The organism is Bacillus spizizenii TU-B-10 (assembly GCF_000227465.1).
Classification (GTDB): domain Bacteria; phylum Bacillota; class Bacilli; order Bacillales; family Bacillaceae; genus Bacillus; species Bacillus spizizenii.
On the sequence record NC_016047.1, the window covers coordinates 267299 to 283635 of the forward strand.

A 16337-nucleotide genomic window follows, 5' to 3' on the forward strand; every position below is an offset into this window, starting at 1 on the left:
GCAGGTGATGACATGATAGAACTTTTCGTCATTAAAGAAACGGAATGGCTTGAGCTGGTAACTGAAAGTGTTTCACTCGAAGGACAACGGTATCAGGCACCGCGGTCGATCACGGCCAGGATTATTACGAAACAGGGAACCCATTCATATTACAGCGTATCTGAAGGGGATACGGTTTTATTTAAGTGGAAAGGGAAAGAGCTGTTTCGAGGTATAGTGTTTTCGCGCAATCCGGAAGAACACGGGCTGACCTTTACGGCTTATGACATGCTGCAATATCTGGTCAAAAACAAAGATGTTTATGTTTTCTCTAATCAGCGTGCAGACGAGATCATAAAACGCTTGGCAAGAGACTTTCAGATTCCCACAACGTCTATTGCAAACACAGGTCATACAATTAAATCCCTTGTGTTCAAAGACGATACGAGCCTTTATGACATGATTCTAAAAGCCTTGAAACAAACGAAAAGCCAAACCGGAAGGAATTATCAATTATATTCGGCGAAGGGGAAGCTTGGCCTTCGTGCTTGGCCAGATCCGTCAGAAGTATGGGTGCTGGAGACGGGTGTAAACATCACCGGCTATCAATACAGCACTTCAATTAATGACACGGCCACAAAAGTAAAGCTCCGCCGGCAGAAAGACAATAAAACATACACAGCCACCGCAAGTGACAACTCAGGGATCTGTAAATATGGTGTGCTTCAGTATGTCGAAACGGTTTCTGATAACATTAACCAGGCGCAGCTTCAGGAGCGTGCGAAAGTCAAACAGGCACAGAAAAAAGGTGTTAAAAAAGAACTCAAGAGTATTCAAGCGATTGGCATTCCGGATCTTCAGAGCGGCTTGCCCGTTTATATCTCAATTCCGGAAGTCGGGGTTAAGAAAACATACTGGATCGATACAGACAAACACGAATTTAAAGGATCTACGCACACGATGACCATTGATGTTGTGGAGAAAAACTCTATTCCTGATGGTGTTTCCTCATGAGACTAAGTGAAGCGATCAAGCATTTGGCTGTCGGTGCCGTTGATTCAGAGTCGCCGGTGGATATCCTGCCGGCTGAAGTGGTTTCCGTTTCTCCTGTTGAAATTAAACTCAATGAAAATGAAAAGCTAATTATTCCGTCTGATTTGATTATTATTCCTAAGCGGCTGCAGGCTGGAGAAGATGAAGAACTAAAGATGGGTGAGAATGTGATGGTTGTCTCCTTAAAAGGCGGACAATCATTTTTTATTCTCGACAAAATATAGGGGGTGCCCGGGTTGGCCCTTTCGCCAGAAATTGAATTTGATGATATTGAAGATGGCAGCGAAGTCATAGAGACCTCGCAAACCTACAAAATAGATTTTGAAAATGGCCGTATCACAAATGAAATGATCACAGGCCTTGAAGCCATCAAGCAGTTTGTATATTTATCCCTCCATACTGAGCGATACGCCTATTCTGTTTTCAGTCATGACATTGGAAATGAGCTTCAAGACGTCCTAGCAGATAATGAAACAACAGACGCATATAAGAAAATGGAGATTCCGCGACTGATAGAGGAGGCACTGATCTATGACGATCGTGTTTCTTCTGTGTCAGATTTTGAAATAGAAAAACAAGGCGATTCGTTCCATGTTTCCTTTACAGTCGAAACTGACGAGGGAACATTAGAGATCGAGGAGGTGCTCGGTGAAGATGTTTGAAGATCAAACTTTTGAAGAAATTATGGACCGGATGCTGAACAGAATTTCAGCTGACATTGATACAAGGGAAGGAAGCGTGATTTATAACGCGTTAGCTCCTGCAGCTGCAGAATTGGCCAAGTCTTATATTTGGCTCGATACGGTGCTGGAACTTGTCTTCTCGGACACAGCACAAGGGGAATTTTTAGATCGTCGGGCTACTGAAGCCGGCATCGAGCGAACGGCTGCCACGAAAGCAGTCAGGGCAGCGGAGTTTACTGAAGGAATAACCATTCCAGTGGGTTCCCGCTTTTTTGTTGATAATCTGTATTTTCAATACACAGCTGACGGGACGTTGGAATGTGAAACAGCCGGAGAAGCGGGGAACGCGAATATTTCCGGCCAGAATCTATTGTCATTGGATACCATTCCAGGACTTCAAAAAGCAATTGTGAAAGAGATCCTGATTCCTGGACGTGAAGAAGAGGATGATGACAGTTTAAGAGCGAGATATTTTACCCGCGTACGCCGGGAAGCTGTTAGTGCAAATAAAGAGCATTATAAGCAGTGGGCGGAAGAAGTTGACGGAGTCGGTAAGGCAAAAATCTTTCCGCTTTGGAATGGGGACGGAACGGTCAAAATTGTCGTGACCAACGCCAACTTGGAACCTGCATCCGATATTTTAATATCCAAGGTCAAGAACTATATTGATCCTGAACCGGGACAAGGAGAAGGACAGGCGCCTATTGGCGCCTTTGTCACGGTGGAGAGTGCGGTTTGGAAAGAGATTGAGATATCAGCTGAGGTGCTTCCCGAGGTCAATAGCTCTATTGAGCAGGTGAAGAAAGAAATCGAATCAGGTGTATTAAACCTCTTTAAAAAGATGGCGTTCGAAGATAATGTCATCCGCTTATCGCAGATCAATAATATTGTCTATAATTCACCCTCAGTAAGTGATTATGCAGATATTAAAATAAACGGTTTGGCTGAAAATTTGGTTCTGAGTGACGTCGAAATCCCTAAATTGGGGCAGGTGAACATCATTGAGCAAACTCGATGAAATGACTGCTTACCTGCCGCCGTTCCTTACCAAGTTAAAGGAAATGGCTGAACTTCTTAAAGCGGAATCTCCAGAATTTGAAAAGCAAAATAATAGCATTTTTGATCTGACAGATCAGCTGTTTGTCACAACAGCAACCTGGGGACTTGAACGGTGGGAAAAAATATTGAACGTGCCTCGAGAGTCCGGTGATACGTACGAGATCCGCCGGCTGCGGCTGATCTCGAAAATGTCCAATATACCGCCCGCAACATATATGGCCATTGAACAGGCATTGAATCGGTTCTTGAAGAATCCGTCCGCTCAGGTCCGGCTACTTCCTGGAGAGTACCGTTTTAATGTTGATATTGATATAGATGATATGCAGCACATGAGCGAGCTCATAGAAACATTAGAAAATATGAAGCCGGCTCACTTGGCGTATACCTTGCGAGCTGCTTTAAATGAGCCACTCAAGATAAAAGATACTGTCATTCTGAATAACAGAAGGTATCGAAAAGCAAGTGAGCTGATGGTGGGTTATTCCGTCACGCTCAATAATAACGAGGTGGTTTTACCATGATTACGAAAGTTTATAGAGAGCGTACAGCTGCAGATCTTAAAAGTAGAATATCGAAAGTGCTGCTGAATGGAAATGAAACAAAGATTGTGGAAATAACCATTCAGGGCGCAGTTGTCACGGTACTTACTCATCGAGAAGAAGATATCAAACATATTAAGAGTGTTCAGGTCCTTGATGAGCAAAACAACGTGATTACGGAAAGAACAACAGATTTAGATGTAAGTAACAACAGAACGCTGGACTTTAGATTTACTTTTGAGGTGGTGTAACAAATGGCATATGAAGCAAAAACAGACTGGCTGCCGGATGATCCAATCAATGAGGATGATGTGAACCGTTGGGAGAAAGGTATTGAAGAAGCGCATAAAGGTTTAGCCGCACATAAAAATGACATGAACAACCCTCACAAGGTGACAAAGGAACAGCTGGATCTGGGGAATGTTGATAACGTACAGCAGGCGGCGAAGAAAGATTTTGATCTGCACAATCAAGATCAGGAACGGCATGTTACGAATGAAGAGCGAGCTAAATGGAATGGGGCACAGCTTTCGAAAATGACGAAAGACGATGGATCCATTCTTATTAACATCGGTCAAGGCTATGACTTTCATAGTGTTGCGATAGGGCAGAAAAAGACTTTTACTTTTTACATGTCGAGTGATGCTATTAATGCACCGCCCCAAGCGGTTCGCGGTATTTACTTGTGCTCCTCTTCGACGAGTGGAGAAGCAATGGCCATGGCCGCAGATGGAGGCTTTTGGAGAAAGTCATTAGTTAACGGAACCTGGTCAGATTGGATAAAGTACGAAACAGAAGAAGGATCAATAGAAAGATTGGCTGTTCACACGGATAATAAAGATATCCATGTTACTAAAAGTGATAAGGATAAATGGAATGCTGCTCAACTATCTAAAATTACAAATGATGTTGGAGGGGTATCTTTTGCAGTGAATGAAGGCGAAGATATGCTTCAGGCAATTATAAATAGAGGTAGGAGTATGGGGACCTTTTATGCAAATGGAAAAGCAGTAAATTCTCCTTCTACCGCCTCTACGAGAGGGTTTTATCAAATGACAAGCCAATCATCTGATGGTAAAGGCAGCTATGGTTGGGTTTATGCCATGGACTACAGAAATAATGTCTTTACGAATTATTGGGACGGTAATACTGTCGGATGGCAGGGGTGGAAGAAGATCGAAACAGAAACTGCATCACAAGAGAAAGCTGACAAGGCTCTTTCAGATGCAAAAGCCTTTGTTCAAGAAAACTTTACTAATCAAAAACTGACCGTTCTTACAGGAACAAACGCAATTCAGGACGCGAGAACAAGTGGAGAATCATATCCACTCGGCCTTACTCTTATGGATATTGGCCAAGGTAACACGACCGGGTACCCTTTGCGATATGGAATTGTGAAAAATGAAAAGTATAATAACTCCCGCTTCACACAATATTTTTACGGTACAGGCAATGAATCAGGAACCTATATTGACAGTACAGGGGTATGGGTTCGCCATTGGTGGAGTGGTTCCGGCTGGACTCCTTGGGAAAAAATATCTGGATTTGCACATACCAATGTTGGTACAACTGGAAAACAGCTTCTTATCAAAGGTGAACAGCAGAAAGTTCGTTTTAATAGAAAGATAAAAGACAGTCATAATGCTTTTGACGTCACTAATAACCGTTTTATCTGCCCCAATAGCGGTATGTTTTTAGTCAATGCAGGTTTATATATCGAGAACGTTCAAAGATATGCTAACTATGAGATGGAAATTTATCTTAACGGAAAGATTTATAAAAATATAGCGCATTACAGAAATAGTCCAGCAAATCCTTCTGATACAACACAATTCAATGTAGGGGTTTATGGAGCCGCCACTGTTCCGGCTAATGCAGGCGATTATATAGAGATTTATCTCTATGTTGGATATGACGGGGATGTTCAGCGTTATATTACTGACAACTCAGGATGGTATAACTATTTTGATATTACTGAAATGGGTGGAAGAAATTATCCGAGATTTTAGGAGGTGCATTTATGATTTTGTATGATGCAATTATGTACAAGTATCCTAATGCAGTACCGAGAAATGACTTTGAACTGCGGAACGACGGTAACGGTTCATATATTGAGAAATGGAATCTCCGGGCGCCGTTACCTACTCAGGAGGAATTGCAAGCCTGGTGGGAAGAATCGAAAAGCAATCCAGCATATGAGCCTCCTGATCAGGTAGAGTTGCTTGCACAAGAATTGTCACAAGAGAAGCTGGCCCGCAAAAAGCTTGAAGAATTAAACCAAACATTAGGAAATGCGCTGTCTGAAATAAAGCTACAGCTGCTTTCCTTACAAGGAGAGAATAACGTATGAATTATTGGGTATTGGCTTTGTATTATAACTGGGCTACCGCTGAAATGGTGAAGCAGGCAATCCATTACAAAGATTGCTCGCCCGAAGATTTACAGGAAGGAATAGAAAAAAATCTAATTACTGCAGAACAGTATAAGGAGATTACAGGAGAAGCCATTTAGGGCTTTTTTATTTTGCCTGAAAGGGGGTGGGTACGATGTAACGCCTATGATTGACCGTGTAAAGATCAACAATAGCAAGGAGGATTTTTAAATGGTGAAGTATAGTTTTCAATTTCCAACAGATGCAGCTGGTAAGCCTGGAGCAGCCAAACCATACAGAGAAGGAAACAGAGATTTTGTGGTGCCGGTGGCTGCCATTTCGGGTAATGCAGAGCTGCTGACAAACAAAGCCTTAAAAGCAACTGAAGTGTATACACAGTATGGCCAAGATCGCTTAGGTCAGGTTTTAATTTCAAAAGTAAAAGGTCATGCTTATTCTGATCGTGAAGGAACCTTATTCATCGAAGAAAGTAATGATGCGAATACGTGGACCACAGTTTCTTCATTAGTGGTAAAAGCGGGAACGCTCGGCGAGACTGAATGGATTCAATTAACCCAGCGATATTTCCGCTTCAGGTATGCAAACGGTAATCTGCAACAGTCTGAATTCTTGCTTTATCAGTCGCTTGGCGCTGGGGAAGAAGATATAAATATTAAACAAGCTGTTCCAATTACGACAGCTGCTCCGCTAACTATGCAAATAGATAAGAGCAACTTAACCGATAATGGCCGCTTAAAAGTTCAGACTGAAGGTTTGAATCTCAGCTCATTAGACACTCAAGCAAAAACAATGGATGTTGTTTTTCATGATAAAACAGAAACAGTCGGGGAAGGTAATCCATTCACTGTTGGATCATTTAAAACGTTGCTCATTGAGGTTTATGGGACAGCTGAGACAAGTGAATTAATATTCTGGGGTAAATCTTTATCTGGAACAAAACGAGCCCTGAGAGGGCAAAAAGTGGACGATGGCACGTTTGCCACTAGCACAAAAGGTAAATCAGAAGCCTGGTCTTTTGATATTACTGGTTTTAAAGAAATTGTGATGGAACTAAAATCTTTGACGAATGGAAACTTTTCAGTAAGAGGGACAGCCGTCTCATAAAGTCAGGCTGTCCTTTTATTTTGCCTCTAAGGAGGTGATAAAGAAATGGAGGAAACGAGTGTGTTTATTAACTTTGAAACGTTGGATTTAGCGAGAATTTATTTGTTTGGTGGTGTGAAGTACCTTGATTTATTGTTAGTTCTCAGCATCCTTGACGTTATAACAGGCGTAATTAAGGCGTGGAAATTCAAGAAGTTACGTAGCCGGAGTGCTTGGTTTGGTTATGTCCGAAAAATGCTTAGTTTTCTAGTGGTCATCTTGGCAAATATCGTCGATACTATTCTCAATCTGAACGGTGTTCTAACATTTGGAACCGTTCTTTTTTATATTGCAAATGAGGGGCTTTCAATTACTGAGAACCTGGCACAGATCGGCGTTAAGATTCCGGCTGCTATCACGGACCGGCTTCATGTAATTGAAGAAGACAACGAAAAAATAACTAAAAACAAAGAACAAGCTGCTGGGTAACTGGCAGCTTTTTTTATCTAAAAAAAGAATAGGAGAGGAAACATATGACAATCTCAGTTAAAAAGAATCTTGTATCAGAAGCTAAATATGCTTTGAAATGTCCAAACCCCATGACGGCGGAATACATTACCATCCATAACACGGCAAATGATGCGTCAGCCGCTAACGAGATCAGTTACATGATTGGAAACACTAGTTCCACTAGTTTTCACTTTGCCGTTGATGACAAAGAGGTTATTCAAGGACTACCGTTAAATCGCAATGCATGGCACACAGGTGACGGAACAAACGGTACCGGGAATCGTAAGTCGATTGGTGTCGAAATCTGTTATAGCGAGTCTGGAGGCGCTAAATACTACGCTGCTGAAAAGCTGGCGATCAAGTTTGTGGCACAGCTGCTTAAAGAACGCGGCTGGGGTGTTGATCGAGTTCGCAAACATCAAGACTGGAACGGGAAATATTGCCCTCACCGGATTTTGTCAGAGGGTCGATGGGATGAAGTAAAAGCCGCTATCGCTGATGAATTAAGAAAAATCGGAGGCAAAAGCTCAGTGTCTTCAGGCGGCTCTTCAGGATCCGGAACAACATATACAGTGAAAAAAGGTGATACTCTTTCTGCAATAGCAAAAGAGCACGGAGTGAGTGTGGCAAATCTTCAGAGTTGGAATAACATTAAAGACCCGAATAAAATTACAGTTGGCCAAAAGTTGAAACTAAAAGGATCTAGTTCATCCAGCAGCACTAAAACAAGCGGCCAAAAGACATCATATCCGCTTCCTTCCGGAATTATTAAAGTGACAAGTCCGATGACGAAAGGGACAAATGTCAGACAAGTTCAAAATGCTCTTGCTGCTCTTTATTTTTACCCGGATAAAGGGGCGAAAAATAACGGCATTGATGGCGTTTATGGGCCGAAAACAGCAAATGCAGTCAAACGATTCCAGTCAGTAAGTGGTCTGACGGCTGATGGCGTTTATGGACCTAAGACAAAAGCGAAAATTGAAGAGAAATTGAAATGAAAAAGGCCCTGCCTCTTTATGAGGGGGCCTTTTTGTTTTTATCTCCATCTCCAGTTTATTTCGTTATCTTCTTCGTAGATTCCTGGTAAAGAAATCCCTACTTTTTTTTGCTCATCATCGATGATAAACCAATTATCATCATCTAGTAGAGCATCATCAAACTTCTCGATTGCAGAGGGATCATCTTCATCCACCACTGCTCTAAAAAAATCTTTGAATTTTTCCATATTGTCATTAGGTTTGATTTTTCCATAAGCCCAAGGCCCTTCTATTGTTGCTCCATCTATTTCACCTAAGCATTCATTTTGATAATAAAGAAACATACTCTTCACTCCTTAGGAAACATTTTGAAGTATTCTTTTGGTATCTCACCCTTAACAAAATACTCTGTATCTCTACTAGTCCATTTTAGAGCTTTTTTCTTCCAGTTTTCTGTTTGTCTCGTGTCGTTTTTTATAAGTCTCTCAATTTGTTTTGGATTTAGGATAGCAACTCCTTTTAGTTCTCCAGAACGTATGGCTTTTCGTAGAGCTGATATATTTAATTCAATAGTATATTCCCCGTAACCTTTTGCTATCTTTTTGTTAATTGTAAAACTGGTATATGGACTATTGGATTTTCCACCTTTCCTATACCCTCCTAAAATATGTTCCGTAACAGTTACCTGACGGCCTTGATACATTCCACTTTTGTTTGCGGGGACAAGGTTCCCGGTCTCAGGTGAAATATGAGATTTACCGATACCATTTGGTCTTTTTGTTGCATAAGGGAAATCTTCTCCTCTGAATAAGTTGGAAGGTTTACCTGCGCCAGAATTTATTTTTAATACTTTACCTGCACCAATCATTCCTATCGGAGCAATTGAGGCAAGCGCGCTGTTTAAGCTGTTTTCACGTCTCTCCTCGGAAATCTTATTCCCAAACATATCGCGGCCGGTTATTGCTTCACTAAAACCATTCGCTGACGCAAGACCGTAGAGTCCTTTACTGGAGTTTTGAAGGGCAGGGAATGTCTTAGTAGTTTTATAGATATCAAGCGCTTTGTCTGCCCTATAGATGGCTTTGCTCGTTGAGTAAACAGCCTTTCCGCCTTTGGCTAATTTCCCGGCCCAGCCAACTATAGGGATGTATCCTGCCGCAGCCATTGCGCCAGCTGCCACCCGTTGCCCATCAGTTAATTTTTCACCGGTGACTGGATCGACGCCATCAGCAGCTCTCTTATAATCATAATATCCGGAGACTTCCCCCGTAAAATTACAAACGACATCCCAGGTCTTTTCATACCATGGCCTATTTGCGAGCTCTTCTTGTTCCATCGCAATTCTTCTTTGTTCCGCCTGCTGATCTTTAAAGGAAATATAGTCAGTAGTTTGTTTTTTTACATCTTCGGTCATCTTATGAATTTCACTGTCTCTATAAGCTTTTGCATTATAGTGGATAGGGGAGGCGTTTTTACCTTTTGCTGTAGCGTTCATGAGTGCTTGATAATCAGCCTGAATCATTTGTTCATTTGCTTCTGAGAGTGCATATTCAGATGTTAAATTTTCATCGACTTCATGAATTTTTTTGATGGTCTTGGTACGTTTGTTGTCGGCTGAAGAGAGTTCGTCTTTAAAAGTTTCTGTGGAGAATAAATCTAGTGGTAGTATGTCGTTGATGTCATTTAGAATGTCTTTTATTGCTTTTTTCTGTTCTGACATGATGGATTTTGATTTAGTATAAGCGTTGGCCAGCTCGTGTTCTAAAAAAGATTCTTCTATGTAGGCATCGGATAAGCTTGCGTCTTCCAGGATTCCAATAACACTCGTGAGAAATGCGATTTTCATGTCGATCAAATCAATCCACTGGTCAGCGATTCCTGCTTGATCCTCATAAAATGCCTTTATGTTATTGGCGCCTTTACCTGAAAATTCACTGTCATCAAGATCAGCCACTGATTTGAAGGCATTCTTTAATTTGACCATTTGATTCCTTGTATCTTTGTATTCCTTTGCGCGGTTTTCAGCTTCAGAAAGCAATGATTTAGCTTCAAATACCTTCATGATCATATCCTTTCTTGTTAAGCTTTGTGGTTCAATAACTAACAAAATTTTACCATAAAAAGAAAGTTAGAAATACAAAATATCCTTTTATTTGAAATGTGATCAATCAACGAAATGAGCCGAAGAAAAAGTTTGCGGTTTTTTTGCGGTTCAACACTTTTTGGAAATGTTAGAATATTACATAAAAAGAAACAAAAAGGAGGGATCCTGTGAATCCGGTTTTACCTTCCTCACATGTAGGGGTTAAGATTACCGAATGGTATAAGATGATACGTCAGTTTAGTGTTCCGGATGCTGAAATTTTAAAAGCAGAAGTTGAAAGAGAAATTAAACAAATGGAAGAGGATGAGTATTTACTAATTTATTACTCACTAATGAGCTTTCGACACCAACTTATGCTCGACTACTTAGAGCCAGAAAAAAAGTATAGAACAGCACGTCCAACCATCTCAGAATTACTTGAAAAAATTGAAGCTCCCCAAAAGAAATTAACCGGTCTCCTGAAATATTACTCACTATTCTTCCGCGGTATGTATGAATTTGATCAGCAAGAATTCGTGGAAGCTATTAACTATTACCGTAAAGCTGAAAAAGAACTTTATGCTGTTACCGATGAAATTGAACAAGCTGAATTCCATTTTAAGGTAGCAGAAGCTTATTACAACATGAAACAAACTCACGTTTCCATGCATCACATTTTGAGGGCATTAGAGATTTATGATCAGAATCCGCTGTATACTGTAAGAAAAATTCAAAGCTTGTTTGTAATCGTAGGTAACTATCTCGATTTTAAACATTATGAAAAAGGGTTAAAACATCTTGAAGAAGCCCTGAAGCTTTCTAAGGAATTAGGGCACGACAGACTAATAAGTTCTGCTTTGTATAATTTAGGTGAATGTTATCATTACATGGGACAACCAAGTAAAGCCGAAGGATATTTGAAAGAAGCAGCTGAGGTTGCAGAAAAAGCAAATTTAAGGACACTTCCTCATACGCTCCATTCGTTGGCCACAGTTTTATTCAAGCAAGAAAAGTTTAATGAAGGACAGAAGGTTTTGCAGCAAGGGATCGAAACAGCACAAAAATTTAATGATGAACTTTTCTTATCGATGAATCAGTTTCTTAATGCCCTATATATTGAGTCTGTTGATAAACAGGGTATCCTCAATATATTGAATAATCTTAATGAAAGTCACATGTTCTCATTTACGGAACACATAACGCTGCTAACTGCAGAATATTATAGAGAAGGCGGAGAATTTGAAGAATCCAGTTTTTTCTATGATAAAATGGTTGAAGCGCAGCTTCAAATTCAGCGAGGTGACTGTTTATATGAGTATTAAAAAAGGTGTTTGCGTATTTCTCTCTGCTGTTATTGTAACCACTGGTTTATTTGCGTTTACTGCAGCCCCTGAGCAATCCGGCCAGCATATTGAGGCCCATACGACTAATACTGAAATGCAAATGGCAGGAATCAGATTACAGACTTGACCTATATTAGACCCTCTCTTACATGAGAGGGTTATTCTGTTTTAACAGATGTTAGTGAGTCGAACGCGATAATATTAGTATCCCCTTTTAAATCTTTCACATGTAACTGTTGTTTAATTTCATTTATGTAATGAACATGTCCAACTACGTCCTCAATAAAGCCATTTCTATAAAAACTAATGGTTATAGCCGCATTGTCCTCCATTGCTTCATTTGTCCATTTCCATATTTTTAATTTGAGATAGGTTAAGAACTGACGCTTTCAAACGAAGCGGTTCCAGCTGATGATATTCGGGGCTTCCTGACGATAGATTTTACGCGCTAAAGACGGAATCGAACCTGAAAACATTATTTAAATGAAAAAATCCCCCGCTTTAGGGGATTTAAAGAGAAAAATCTCTTTATCTTCACTGAGGAAAAACACCGTTAGCGGTGCTTTGAGAACTCTCGAAAAATCTGTGCGACTCGAAAGAAGGCCTCCTTTGGTTCCCACGGTGGCAATGACTGTGATCGAGGGTCGTCATGGCCAAAAGTCTTGACCAGAGAGAAGGAAGCCAGGTCGTGATCCTTTGCCCCTTCGCCGAATCGTAGCGCTGGTTTGGAGAACTCGAATACAAAGACAGCATCCACATTTGCTCCATTGAGAAGTTCCAGTTGTGTTCCGATGTAGTCTGCTTGTTCTCGCTCGCTGCGTTTCGGGACCACGCCGTCCTTAAAGATTCCCGTTCCGTCTGGATTTACCCCCTGTAAAACGGTGAAGCCGCCGTCACCCAGCTTACCTGCTCCTTCGTATGTACAAGATCCGACTTCCATTATAGCGATCGGAAGGCCTTTCCGACGGTAGCGTTCTAGACCTGCGACATACTCTTCGTCTGTTTCTGCGTGTCGGTAGTAGTCGACTCCGACAATGTCGAAGATGCTCCAATCAACGTCTTCCCACACGCCGGCTGAGTAAGTCAGCTGTCCTCCGAAGACTGGGCGAACCGTTTCGACGAAGGAACGAAGTGCTTGGTTGAGGAGGACTGCCTTCTCTGCCAAAACATCTGAACTAGCAGAGGTGGATTTAAGACTCTCCAACTGCTTGCTAAGCCACATGCCGCGGTCCGCCCATGAGTTTCCTGGGAAGATGCCGTCACTAAAAATCGTCAACTCGCAGCCGATGACGAATACGATATTAACACCTTCGAGTCTCAGTCGTTCGGCCTCTTTTGCAGCCTCAGCAAGGTAGGAACGCGTCTCCTCGATCGTCGCACCCATTTTCCAAGGGTTGAAGAAGACGGTGAGCCCAGCTGCATAGGCGGTTTGTGCAGCGACCACGAGACGACTAATTTCTTCACCTTCAATGCGTATTGCATTCGCGTGCAAGTTGTGGGCGATCGTGTTGATATCGTACTTCACGAGTGAGGGGTCAAAAGGTTCGACAGATACCGCGTCTGGAGAAAATCTTAAGCCGACATCATAAACAACTCCGTAGTATTTCAAGATAAACCCGCTCCCTTCTATCTAATATAATGCTTGTAGTCGAGGTCAGACCAATACCAGTATATATCCAACCTGAAATGATGATCTGAGTATTTTTGCTTGGAGTTCTTGTCATACATTCTCTCCTTTCTGAAGAGTAATTTTAAGTAACTTTCCTTCATTCCTAATAAAATGTATTCGATTCTTGTTATTCTAATTCTTTACAAATTGTAAAGGCATCTTCGCTACTCTTGTTCAAAAGGGAATTCTACAGCAGACAAAGCAGCCTTATATATGATTTACATGAAAAATCATGGCTCAAAAAGATCAATCATTGTTCATCAAATAAATCAAGACTATATCCGAGCATTTTGTTTTAGGAGCAAGGGGTTTGCTCCTACTTATAGAGAACTAATGAATATGTTAGGGTTAACCTCACCGAGTACATTGAAAGGACTGTTAGATGCTCTGAAAAGAAATACGTAACTTGGGAAGCGGGTTCATCAAGAACATTGAAAGTGTTTAAGCAAATACTATCTTATAATAGATGGTTTATTGTCGGGTTTAATTTCAGGTGTCCGCCACCCAGGGTGGCAGAAAGGTGGCAAACACGATTATTCGCCACCTTTCTAAATTTGTCTAAACCGTATTGACATTTATCAAAACCCTGCTATAATTACCTTTGTCCTAAGAAACCGGATATAAACTTTCAAGATGCTCTTCCATGGTAAGGAAGAGGTCAGCGGTTCGAGCCCGCTTGGAAGCTTTATTAAATGTATTATTACCAAGGTTTCTCGAAAAGGAGAAAGCTTTTTTTATTGCGATATGCGGAAGTAGTTCAGTGGTAGAACACCACCTTGCCAAGGTGGGGGTCGCGGGTTCGAATCCCGTCTTCCGCTCCATTTTATCCCAACGGGATATTGTAAAATTGATTGCGCCCGTAGCTCAATTGGATAGAGCGTTTGACTACGGATCAAAAGGTTAGGGGTTCGACTCCTCTCGGGCGCGCCATTATTCTAATAGAATAGCTAGGAAATCGGGAAGTAGCTCAGCTTGGTAGAGCACATGGTTTGGGACCATGGGGTCGCAGGTTCGAATCCTGTCTTCCCGACCATTTTCATGGGGCCTTAGCTCAGCTGGGAGAGCGCCTGCTTTGCACGCAGGAGGTCAGCGGTTCGATCCCGCTAGGCTCCACCAAAAGTTTTTTAAAAAAGTTGTTGACTTTGAAGAAGCAGCATCGTATACTAATAAAGTTGCTTTAACAAAGCGAACAAACGAAATGATCTTTGAAAACTAAACAAGACAAAACGTACCTGTTAATTCATGTTTTATAAAATCGCACAGCGATGTGCGTAGTCAGTCAAACTACTTTATCGGAGAGTTTGATCCTGGCTCAGGACGAACGCTGGCGGCGTGCCTAATACATGCAAGTCGAGCGGACAGATGGGAGCTTGCTCCCTGATGTTAGCGGCGGACGGGTGAGTAACACGTGGGTAACCTGCCTGTAAGACTGGGATAACTCCGGGAAACCGGGGCTAATACCGGATGCTTGTTTGAACCGCATGGTTCAAACATAAAAGGTGGCTTCGGCTACCACTTACAGATGGACCCGCGGCGCATTAGCTAGTTGGTGAGGTAATGGCTCACCAAGGCAACGATGCGTAGCCGACCTGAGAGGGTGATCGGCCACACTGGGACTGAGACACGGCCCAGACTCCTACGGGAGGCAGCAGTAGGGAATCTTCCGCAATGGACGAAAGTCTGACGGAGCAACGCCGCGTGAGTGATGAAGGTTTTCGGATCGTAAAGCTCTGTTGTTAGGGAAGAACAAGTACCGTTCGAATAGGGCGGTACCTTGACGGTACCTAACCAGAAAGCCACGGCTAACTACGTGCCAGCAGCCGCGGTAATACGTAGGTGGCAAGCGTTGTCCGGAATTATTGGGCGTAAAGGGCTCGCAGGCGGTTTCTTAAGTCTGATGTGAAAGCCCCCGGCTCAACCGGGGAGGGTCATTGGAAACTGGGGAACTTGAGTGCAGAAGAGGAGAGTGGAATTCCACGTGTAGCGGTGAAATGCGTAGAGATGTGGAGGAACACCAGTGGCGAAGGCGACTCTCTGGTCTGTAACTGACGCTGAGGAGCGAAAGCGTGGGGAGCGAACAGGATTAGATACCCTGGTAGTCCACGCCGTAAACGATGAGTGCTAAGTGTTAGGGGGTTTCCGCCCCTTAGTGCTGCAGCTAACGCATTAAGCACTCCGCCTGGGGAGTACGGTCGCAAGACTGAAACTCAAAGGAATTGACGGGGGCCCGCACAAGCGGTGGAGCATGTGGTTTAATTCGAAGCAACGCGAAGAACCTTACCAGGTCTTGACATCCTCTGACAATCCTAGAGATAGGACGTCCCCTTCGGGGGCAGAGTGACAGGTGGTGCATGGTTGTCGTCAGCTCGTGTCGTGAGATGTTGGGTTAAGTCCCGCAACGAGCGCAACCCTTGATCTTAGTTGCCAGCATTCAGTTGGGCACTCTAAGGTGACTGCCGGTGACAAACCGGAGGAAGGTGGGGATGACGTCAAATCATCATGCCCCTTATGACCTGGGCTACACACGTGCTACAATGGACAGAACAAAGGGCAGCGAAACCGCGAGGTTAAGCCAATCCCACAAATCTGTTCTCAGTTCGGATCGCAGTCTGCAACTCGACTGCGTGAAGCTGGAATCGCTAGTAATCGCGGATCAGCATGCCGCGGTGAATACGTTCCCGGGCCTTGTACACACCGCCCGTCACACCACGAGAGTTTGTAACACCCGAAGTCGGTGAGGTAACCTTTTAGGAGCCAGCCGCCGAAGGTGGGACAGATGATTGGGGTGAAGTCGTAACAAGGTAGCCGTATCGGAAGGTGCGGCTGGATCACCTCCTTTCTAAGGATATTTACGGAATATAAGACCTTGGGTCTTATAAACAGAACGTTCCCTGTCTTGTTTAGTTTTGAAGGATCATTCCTTCGAAACGTGTTCTTTGAAAACTAGATAACAGTAGACATCACATT

The 16337-nt window shown here is 42.7% G+C and carries 19 protein-coding genes, 4 tRNA genes and 1 rRNA gene; 20 read left to right on the plus strand and 4 right to left on the minus strand.

Annotated features, from left to right (window positions below):
* Positions 1-12: 12 nt before the first annotated feature.
* The 12 genes from GYO_RS23205 (at position 13) to GYO_RS23260 (ending at position 8296) form a co-directional block, all read left to right on the plus strand.
* Positions 13-993 (plus strand): XkdQ/YqbQ family protein, encoded by a 981-nt coding sequence (locus tag GYO_RS23205; protein WP_014112411.1) that lies wholly within the window; start codon positions 13-15, stop codon positions 991-993.
* Positions 990-1256: a DUF2577 family protein gene (locus GYO_RS23210; RefSeq protein WP_014112412.1), complete on the plus strand. Its 267-nt coding sequence runs from the start codon at positions 990-992 to the stop codon at positions 1254-1256. Before GYO_RS23205 ends, GYO_RS23210 begins: the two co-directional genes overlap by 4 nt.
* A 12-nt stretch (positions 1257-1268) precedes the next feature.
* Positions 1269-1694 carry a DUF2634 domain-containing protein gene (locus tag GYO_RS23215; protein WP_014112413.1) on the plus strand — a complete coding sequence of 142 codons (426 nt, stop codon included), beginning with the start codon at positions 1269-1271 and terminating at the stop codon, positions 1692-1694.
* Positions 1687-2733, plus strand: a complete 1047-nt coding sequence (locus tag GYO_RS23220) for a baseplate J/gp47 family protein (RefSeq protein WP_014112414.1) — start codon at positions 1687-1689, stop codon at positions 2731-2733. Before GYO_RS23215 ends, GYO_RS23220 begins: the two co-directional genes overlap by 8 nt.
* The gene (locus GYO_RS23225) at positions 2717-3295 is read left to right on the plus strand and encodes a YmfQ family protein (protein WP_014112415.1); all 579 of its coding nucleotides are present in this window, start codon (positions 2717-2719) and stop codon (positions 3293-3295) included. The genes GYO_RS23220 and GYO_RS23225 overlap by 17 nt, the downstream gene beginning before the upstream one ends.
* Entirely contained in the window at positions 3292-3564 is a 273-nt protein-coding gene (locus GYO_RS23230; RefSeq protein ID WP_014112416.1) for a hypothetical protein, read from the plus strand. The genes GYO_RS23225 and GYO_RS23230 overlap by 4 nt, the downstream gene beginning before the upstream one ends.
* Positions 3565-3567: 3 nt before the next feature.
* Entirely contained in the window at positions 3568-5322 is a 1755-nt protein-coding gene (locus GYO_RS23235; RefSeq protein ID WP_014112417.1) for an XkdV family phage structural protein, read from the plus strand.
* An 11-nt stretch (positions 5323-5333) separates the two neighbouring features.
* On the plus strand, positions 5334-5663 hold the full coding sequence (locus GYO_RS23240; protein ID WP_014112418.1) for an XkdW family protein: 330 nt from the start codon (positions 5334-5336) through the stop codon (positions 5661-5663).
* Positions 5660-5824 (plus strand): XkdX family protein, encoded by a 165-nt coding sequence (locus GYO_RS23245; RefSeq protein ID WP_010330111.1) that lies wholly within the window; start codon positions 5660-5662, stop codon positions 5822-5824. The genes GYO_RS23240 and GYO_RS23245 overlap by 4 nt, the downstream gene beginning before the upstream one ends.
* A 91-nt stretch (positions 5825-5915) precedes the next feature.
* The gene (gene xepA / locus GYO_RS23250) at positions 5916-6809 is read left to right on the plus strand and encodes a phage-like element PBSX protein XepA (protein ID WP_014112419.1); all 894 of its coding nucleotides are present in this window, start codon (positions 5916-5918) and stop codon (positions 6807-6809) included.
* Positions 6810-6854: 45 nt separating this feature from the next.
* Complete coding sequence (locus GYO_RS23255) at positions 6855-7277, plus strand: phage holin family protein (protein ID WP_041520837.1); 423 nt, start codon at positions 6855-6857, stop codon at positions 7275-7277.
* Positions 7278-7321: 44 nt separating this feature from the next.
* Positions 7322-8296, plus strand: coding sequence for an N-acetylmuramoyl-L-alanine amidase (locus GYO_RS23260; RefSeq protein ID WP_014112421.1), 975 nt, complete (start codon positions 7322-7324; stop codon positions 8294-8296).
* Between the two features lie 38 nt (positions 8297-8334).
* On the opposite strand, the gene GYO_RS23265 is transcribed toward GYO_RS23260, so the two are convergent.
* Positions 8335-8619 carry a hypothetical protein gene (locus GYO_RS23265; RefSeq protein WP_014112422.1) on the minus strand — a complete coding sequence of 95 codons (285 nt, stop codon included), beginning with the start codon at positions 8617-8619 and terminating at the stop codon, positions 8335-8337.
* Between the two features lie 5 nt (positions 8620-8624).
* Complete coding sequence (locus GYO_RS23270) at positions 8625-10337, minus strand: ribonuclease YeeF family protein (protein WP_014112423.1); 1713 nt, start codon at positions 10335-10337, stop codon at positions 8625-8627.
* Positions 10338-10603: 266 nt separating this feature from the next.
* Between GYO_RS23270 and GYO_RS23275 the strand changes: the two genes are divergently transcribed.
* Both GYO_RS23275 and GYO_RS43860 read left to right on the plus strand, forming a co-directional pair.
* Positions 10604-11680: a tetratricopeptide repeat protein gene (locus GYO_RS23275; protein ID WP_371864119.1), complete on the plus strand. Its 1077-nt coding sequence runs from the start codon at positions 10604-10606 to the stop codon at positions 11678-11680.
* Entirely contained in the window at positions 11670-11828 is a 159-nt protein-coding gene (locus tag GYO_RS43860) for a hypothetical protein (protein ID WP_014112425.1), read from the plus strand. Before GYO_RS23275 ends, GYO_RS43860 begins: the two co-directional genes overlap by 11 nt.
* Positions 11829-11859: 31 nt before the next feature.
* Here GYO_RS43860 and GYO_RS43185 read toward each other — a convergent pair whose 3' ends face one another.
* Both GYO_RS43185 and GYO_RS23280 read right to left on the minus strand, forming a co-directional pair.
* On the minus strand, positions 11860-12033 hold the full coding sequence (locus GYO_RS43185) for a YolD-like family protein (protein WP_014112426.1): 174 nt from the start codon (positions 12031-12033) through the stop codon (positions 11860-11862).
* A gap of 221 nt (positions 12034-12254) precedes the next feature.
* Positions 12255-13310 (minus strand): glycoside hydrolase family 113 protein, encoded by a 1056-nt coding sequence (locus GYO_RS23280; RefSeq protein ID WP_014112427.1) that lies wholly within the window; start codon positions 13308-13310, stop codon positions 12255-12257.
* Between the two features lie 399 nt (positions 13311-13709).
* Between GYO_RS23280 and GYO_RS44020 the strand changes: the two genes are divergently transcribed.
* From GYO_RS44020 to GYO_RS23305, 6 genes are all read left to right on the plus strand, one after another.
* Positions 13710-13775 carry a hypothetical protein gene (locus GYO_RS44020; protein ID WP_238528870.1) on the plus strand — a complete coding sequence of 22 codons (66 nt, stop codon included), beginning with the start codon at positions 13710-13712 and terminating at the stop codon, positions 13773-13775.
* 341 nt (positions 13776-14116) lie between these two features.
* Positions 14117-14191, plus strand: a tRNA-Gly gene (locus GYO_RS23285).
* 32 nt (positions 14192-14223) lie between these two features.
* Positions 14224-14300, plus strand: a tRNA-Arg gene (locus GYO_RS23290).
* A gap of 26 nt (positions 14301-14326) precedes the next feature.
* Positions 14327-14403, plus strand: a tRNA-Pro gene (locus tag GYO_RS23295).
* A gap of 7 nt (positions 14404-14410) precedes the next feature.
* Positions 14411-14486: transfer RNA gene (locus GYO_RS23300), tRNA-Ala, on the plus strand.
* A gap of 173 nt (positions 14487-14659) precedes the next feature.
* A 16S ribosomal RNA gene (locus GYO_RS23305) occupies positions 14660-16209 on the plus strand.
* Positions 16210-16337: the final 128 nt, after the last annotated feature.

What these genes read in the sequence shown, in the direction of transcription:
- GYO_RS23205 (WP_014112411.1), top strand. Translation starts at nt 13, where the DNA reads ATGATAGAACTTTTCGTCATTAAAGAAACGGAATGGCTTGAGCTGGTA.
- GYO_RS23210 (WP_014112412.1), top strand. Translation starts at nt 990, where the DNA reads ATGAGACTAAGTGAAGCGATCAAGCATTTGGCTGTCGGTGCCGTTGAT.
- GYO_RS23220 (WP_014112414.1), top strand. Translation starts at nt 1,687, where the DNA reads ATGTTTGAAGATCAAACTTTTGAAGAAATTATGGACCGGATGCTGAAC.
- GYO_RS23230 (WP_014112416.1), top strand. Translation starts at nt 3,292, where the DNA reads ATGATTACGAAAGTTTATAGAGAGCGTACAGCTGCAGATCTTAAAAGT.
- GYO_RS23235 (WP_014112417.1), top strand. Translation starts at nt 3,568, where the DNA reads ATGGCATATGAAGCAAAAACAGACTGGCTGCCGGATGATCCAATCAAT.
- GYO_RS23240 (WP_014112418.1), top strand. Translation starts at nt 5,334, where the DNA reads ATGATTTTGTATGATGCAATTATGTACAAGTATCCTAATGCAGTACCG.
- GYO_RS23245 (WP_010330111.1), top strand. Translation starts at nt 5,660, where the DNA reads ATGAATTATTGGGTATTGGCTTTGTATTATAACTGGGCTACCGCTGAA.
- xepA (WP_014112419.1), top strand. Translation starts at nt 5,916, where the DNA reads ATGGTGAAGTATAGTTTTCAATTTCCAACAGATGCAGCTGGTAAGCCT.
- GYO_RS23255 (WP_041520837.1), top strand. Translation starts at nt 6,855, where the DNA reads ATGGAGGAAACGAGTGTGTTTATTAACTTTGAAACGTTGGATTTAGCG.
- GYO_RS23260 (WP_014112421.1), top strand. Translation starts at nt 7,322, where the DNA reads ATGACAATCTCAGTTAAAAAGAATCTTGTATCAGAAGCTAAATATGCT.
- GYO_RS23265 (WP_014112422.1), bottom strand. Translation starts at nt 8,619, where the DNA reads ATGTTTCTTTATTATCAAAATGAATGCTTAGGTGAAATAGATGGAGCA.
- GYO_RS23270 (WP_014112423.1), bottom strand. Translation starts at nt 10,337, where the DNA reads ATGAAGGTATTTGAAGCTAAATCATTGCTTTCTGAAGCTGAAAACCGC.
- GYO_RS23275 (WP_371864119.1), top strand. Translation starts at nt 10,604, where the DNA reads ATGATACGTCAGTTTAGTGTTCCGGATGCTGAAATTTTAAAAGCAGAA.
- GYO_RS43860 (WP_014112425.1), top strand. Translation starts at nt 11,670, where the DNA reads ATGAGTATTAAAAAAGGTGTTTGCGTATTTCTCTCTGCTGTTATTGTA.
- GYO_RS43185 (WP_014112426.1), bottom strand. Translation starts at nt 12,033, where the DNA reads ATGGAGGACAATGCGGCTATAACCATTAGTTTTTATAGAAATGGCTTT.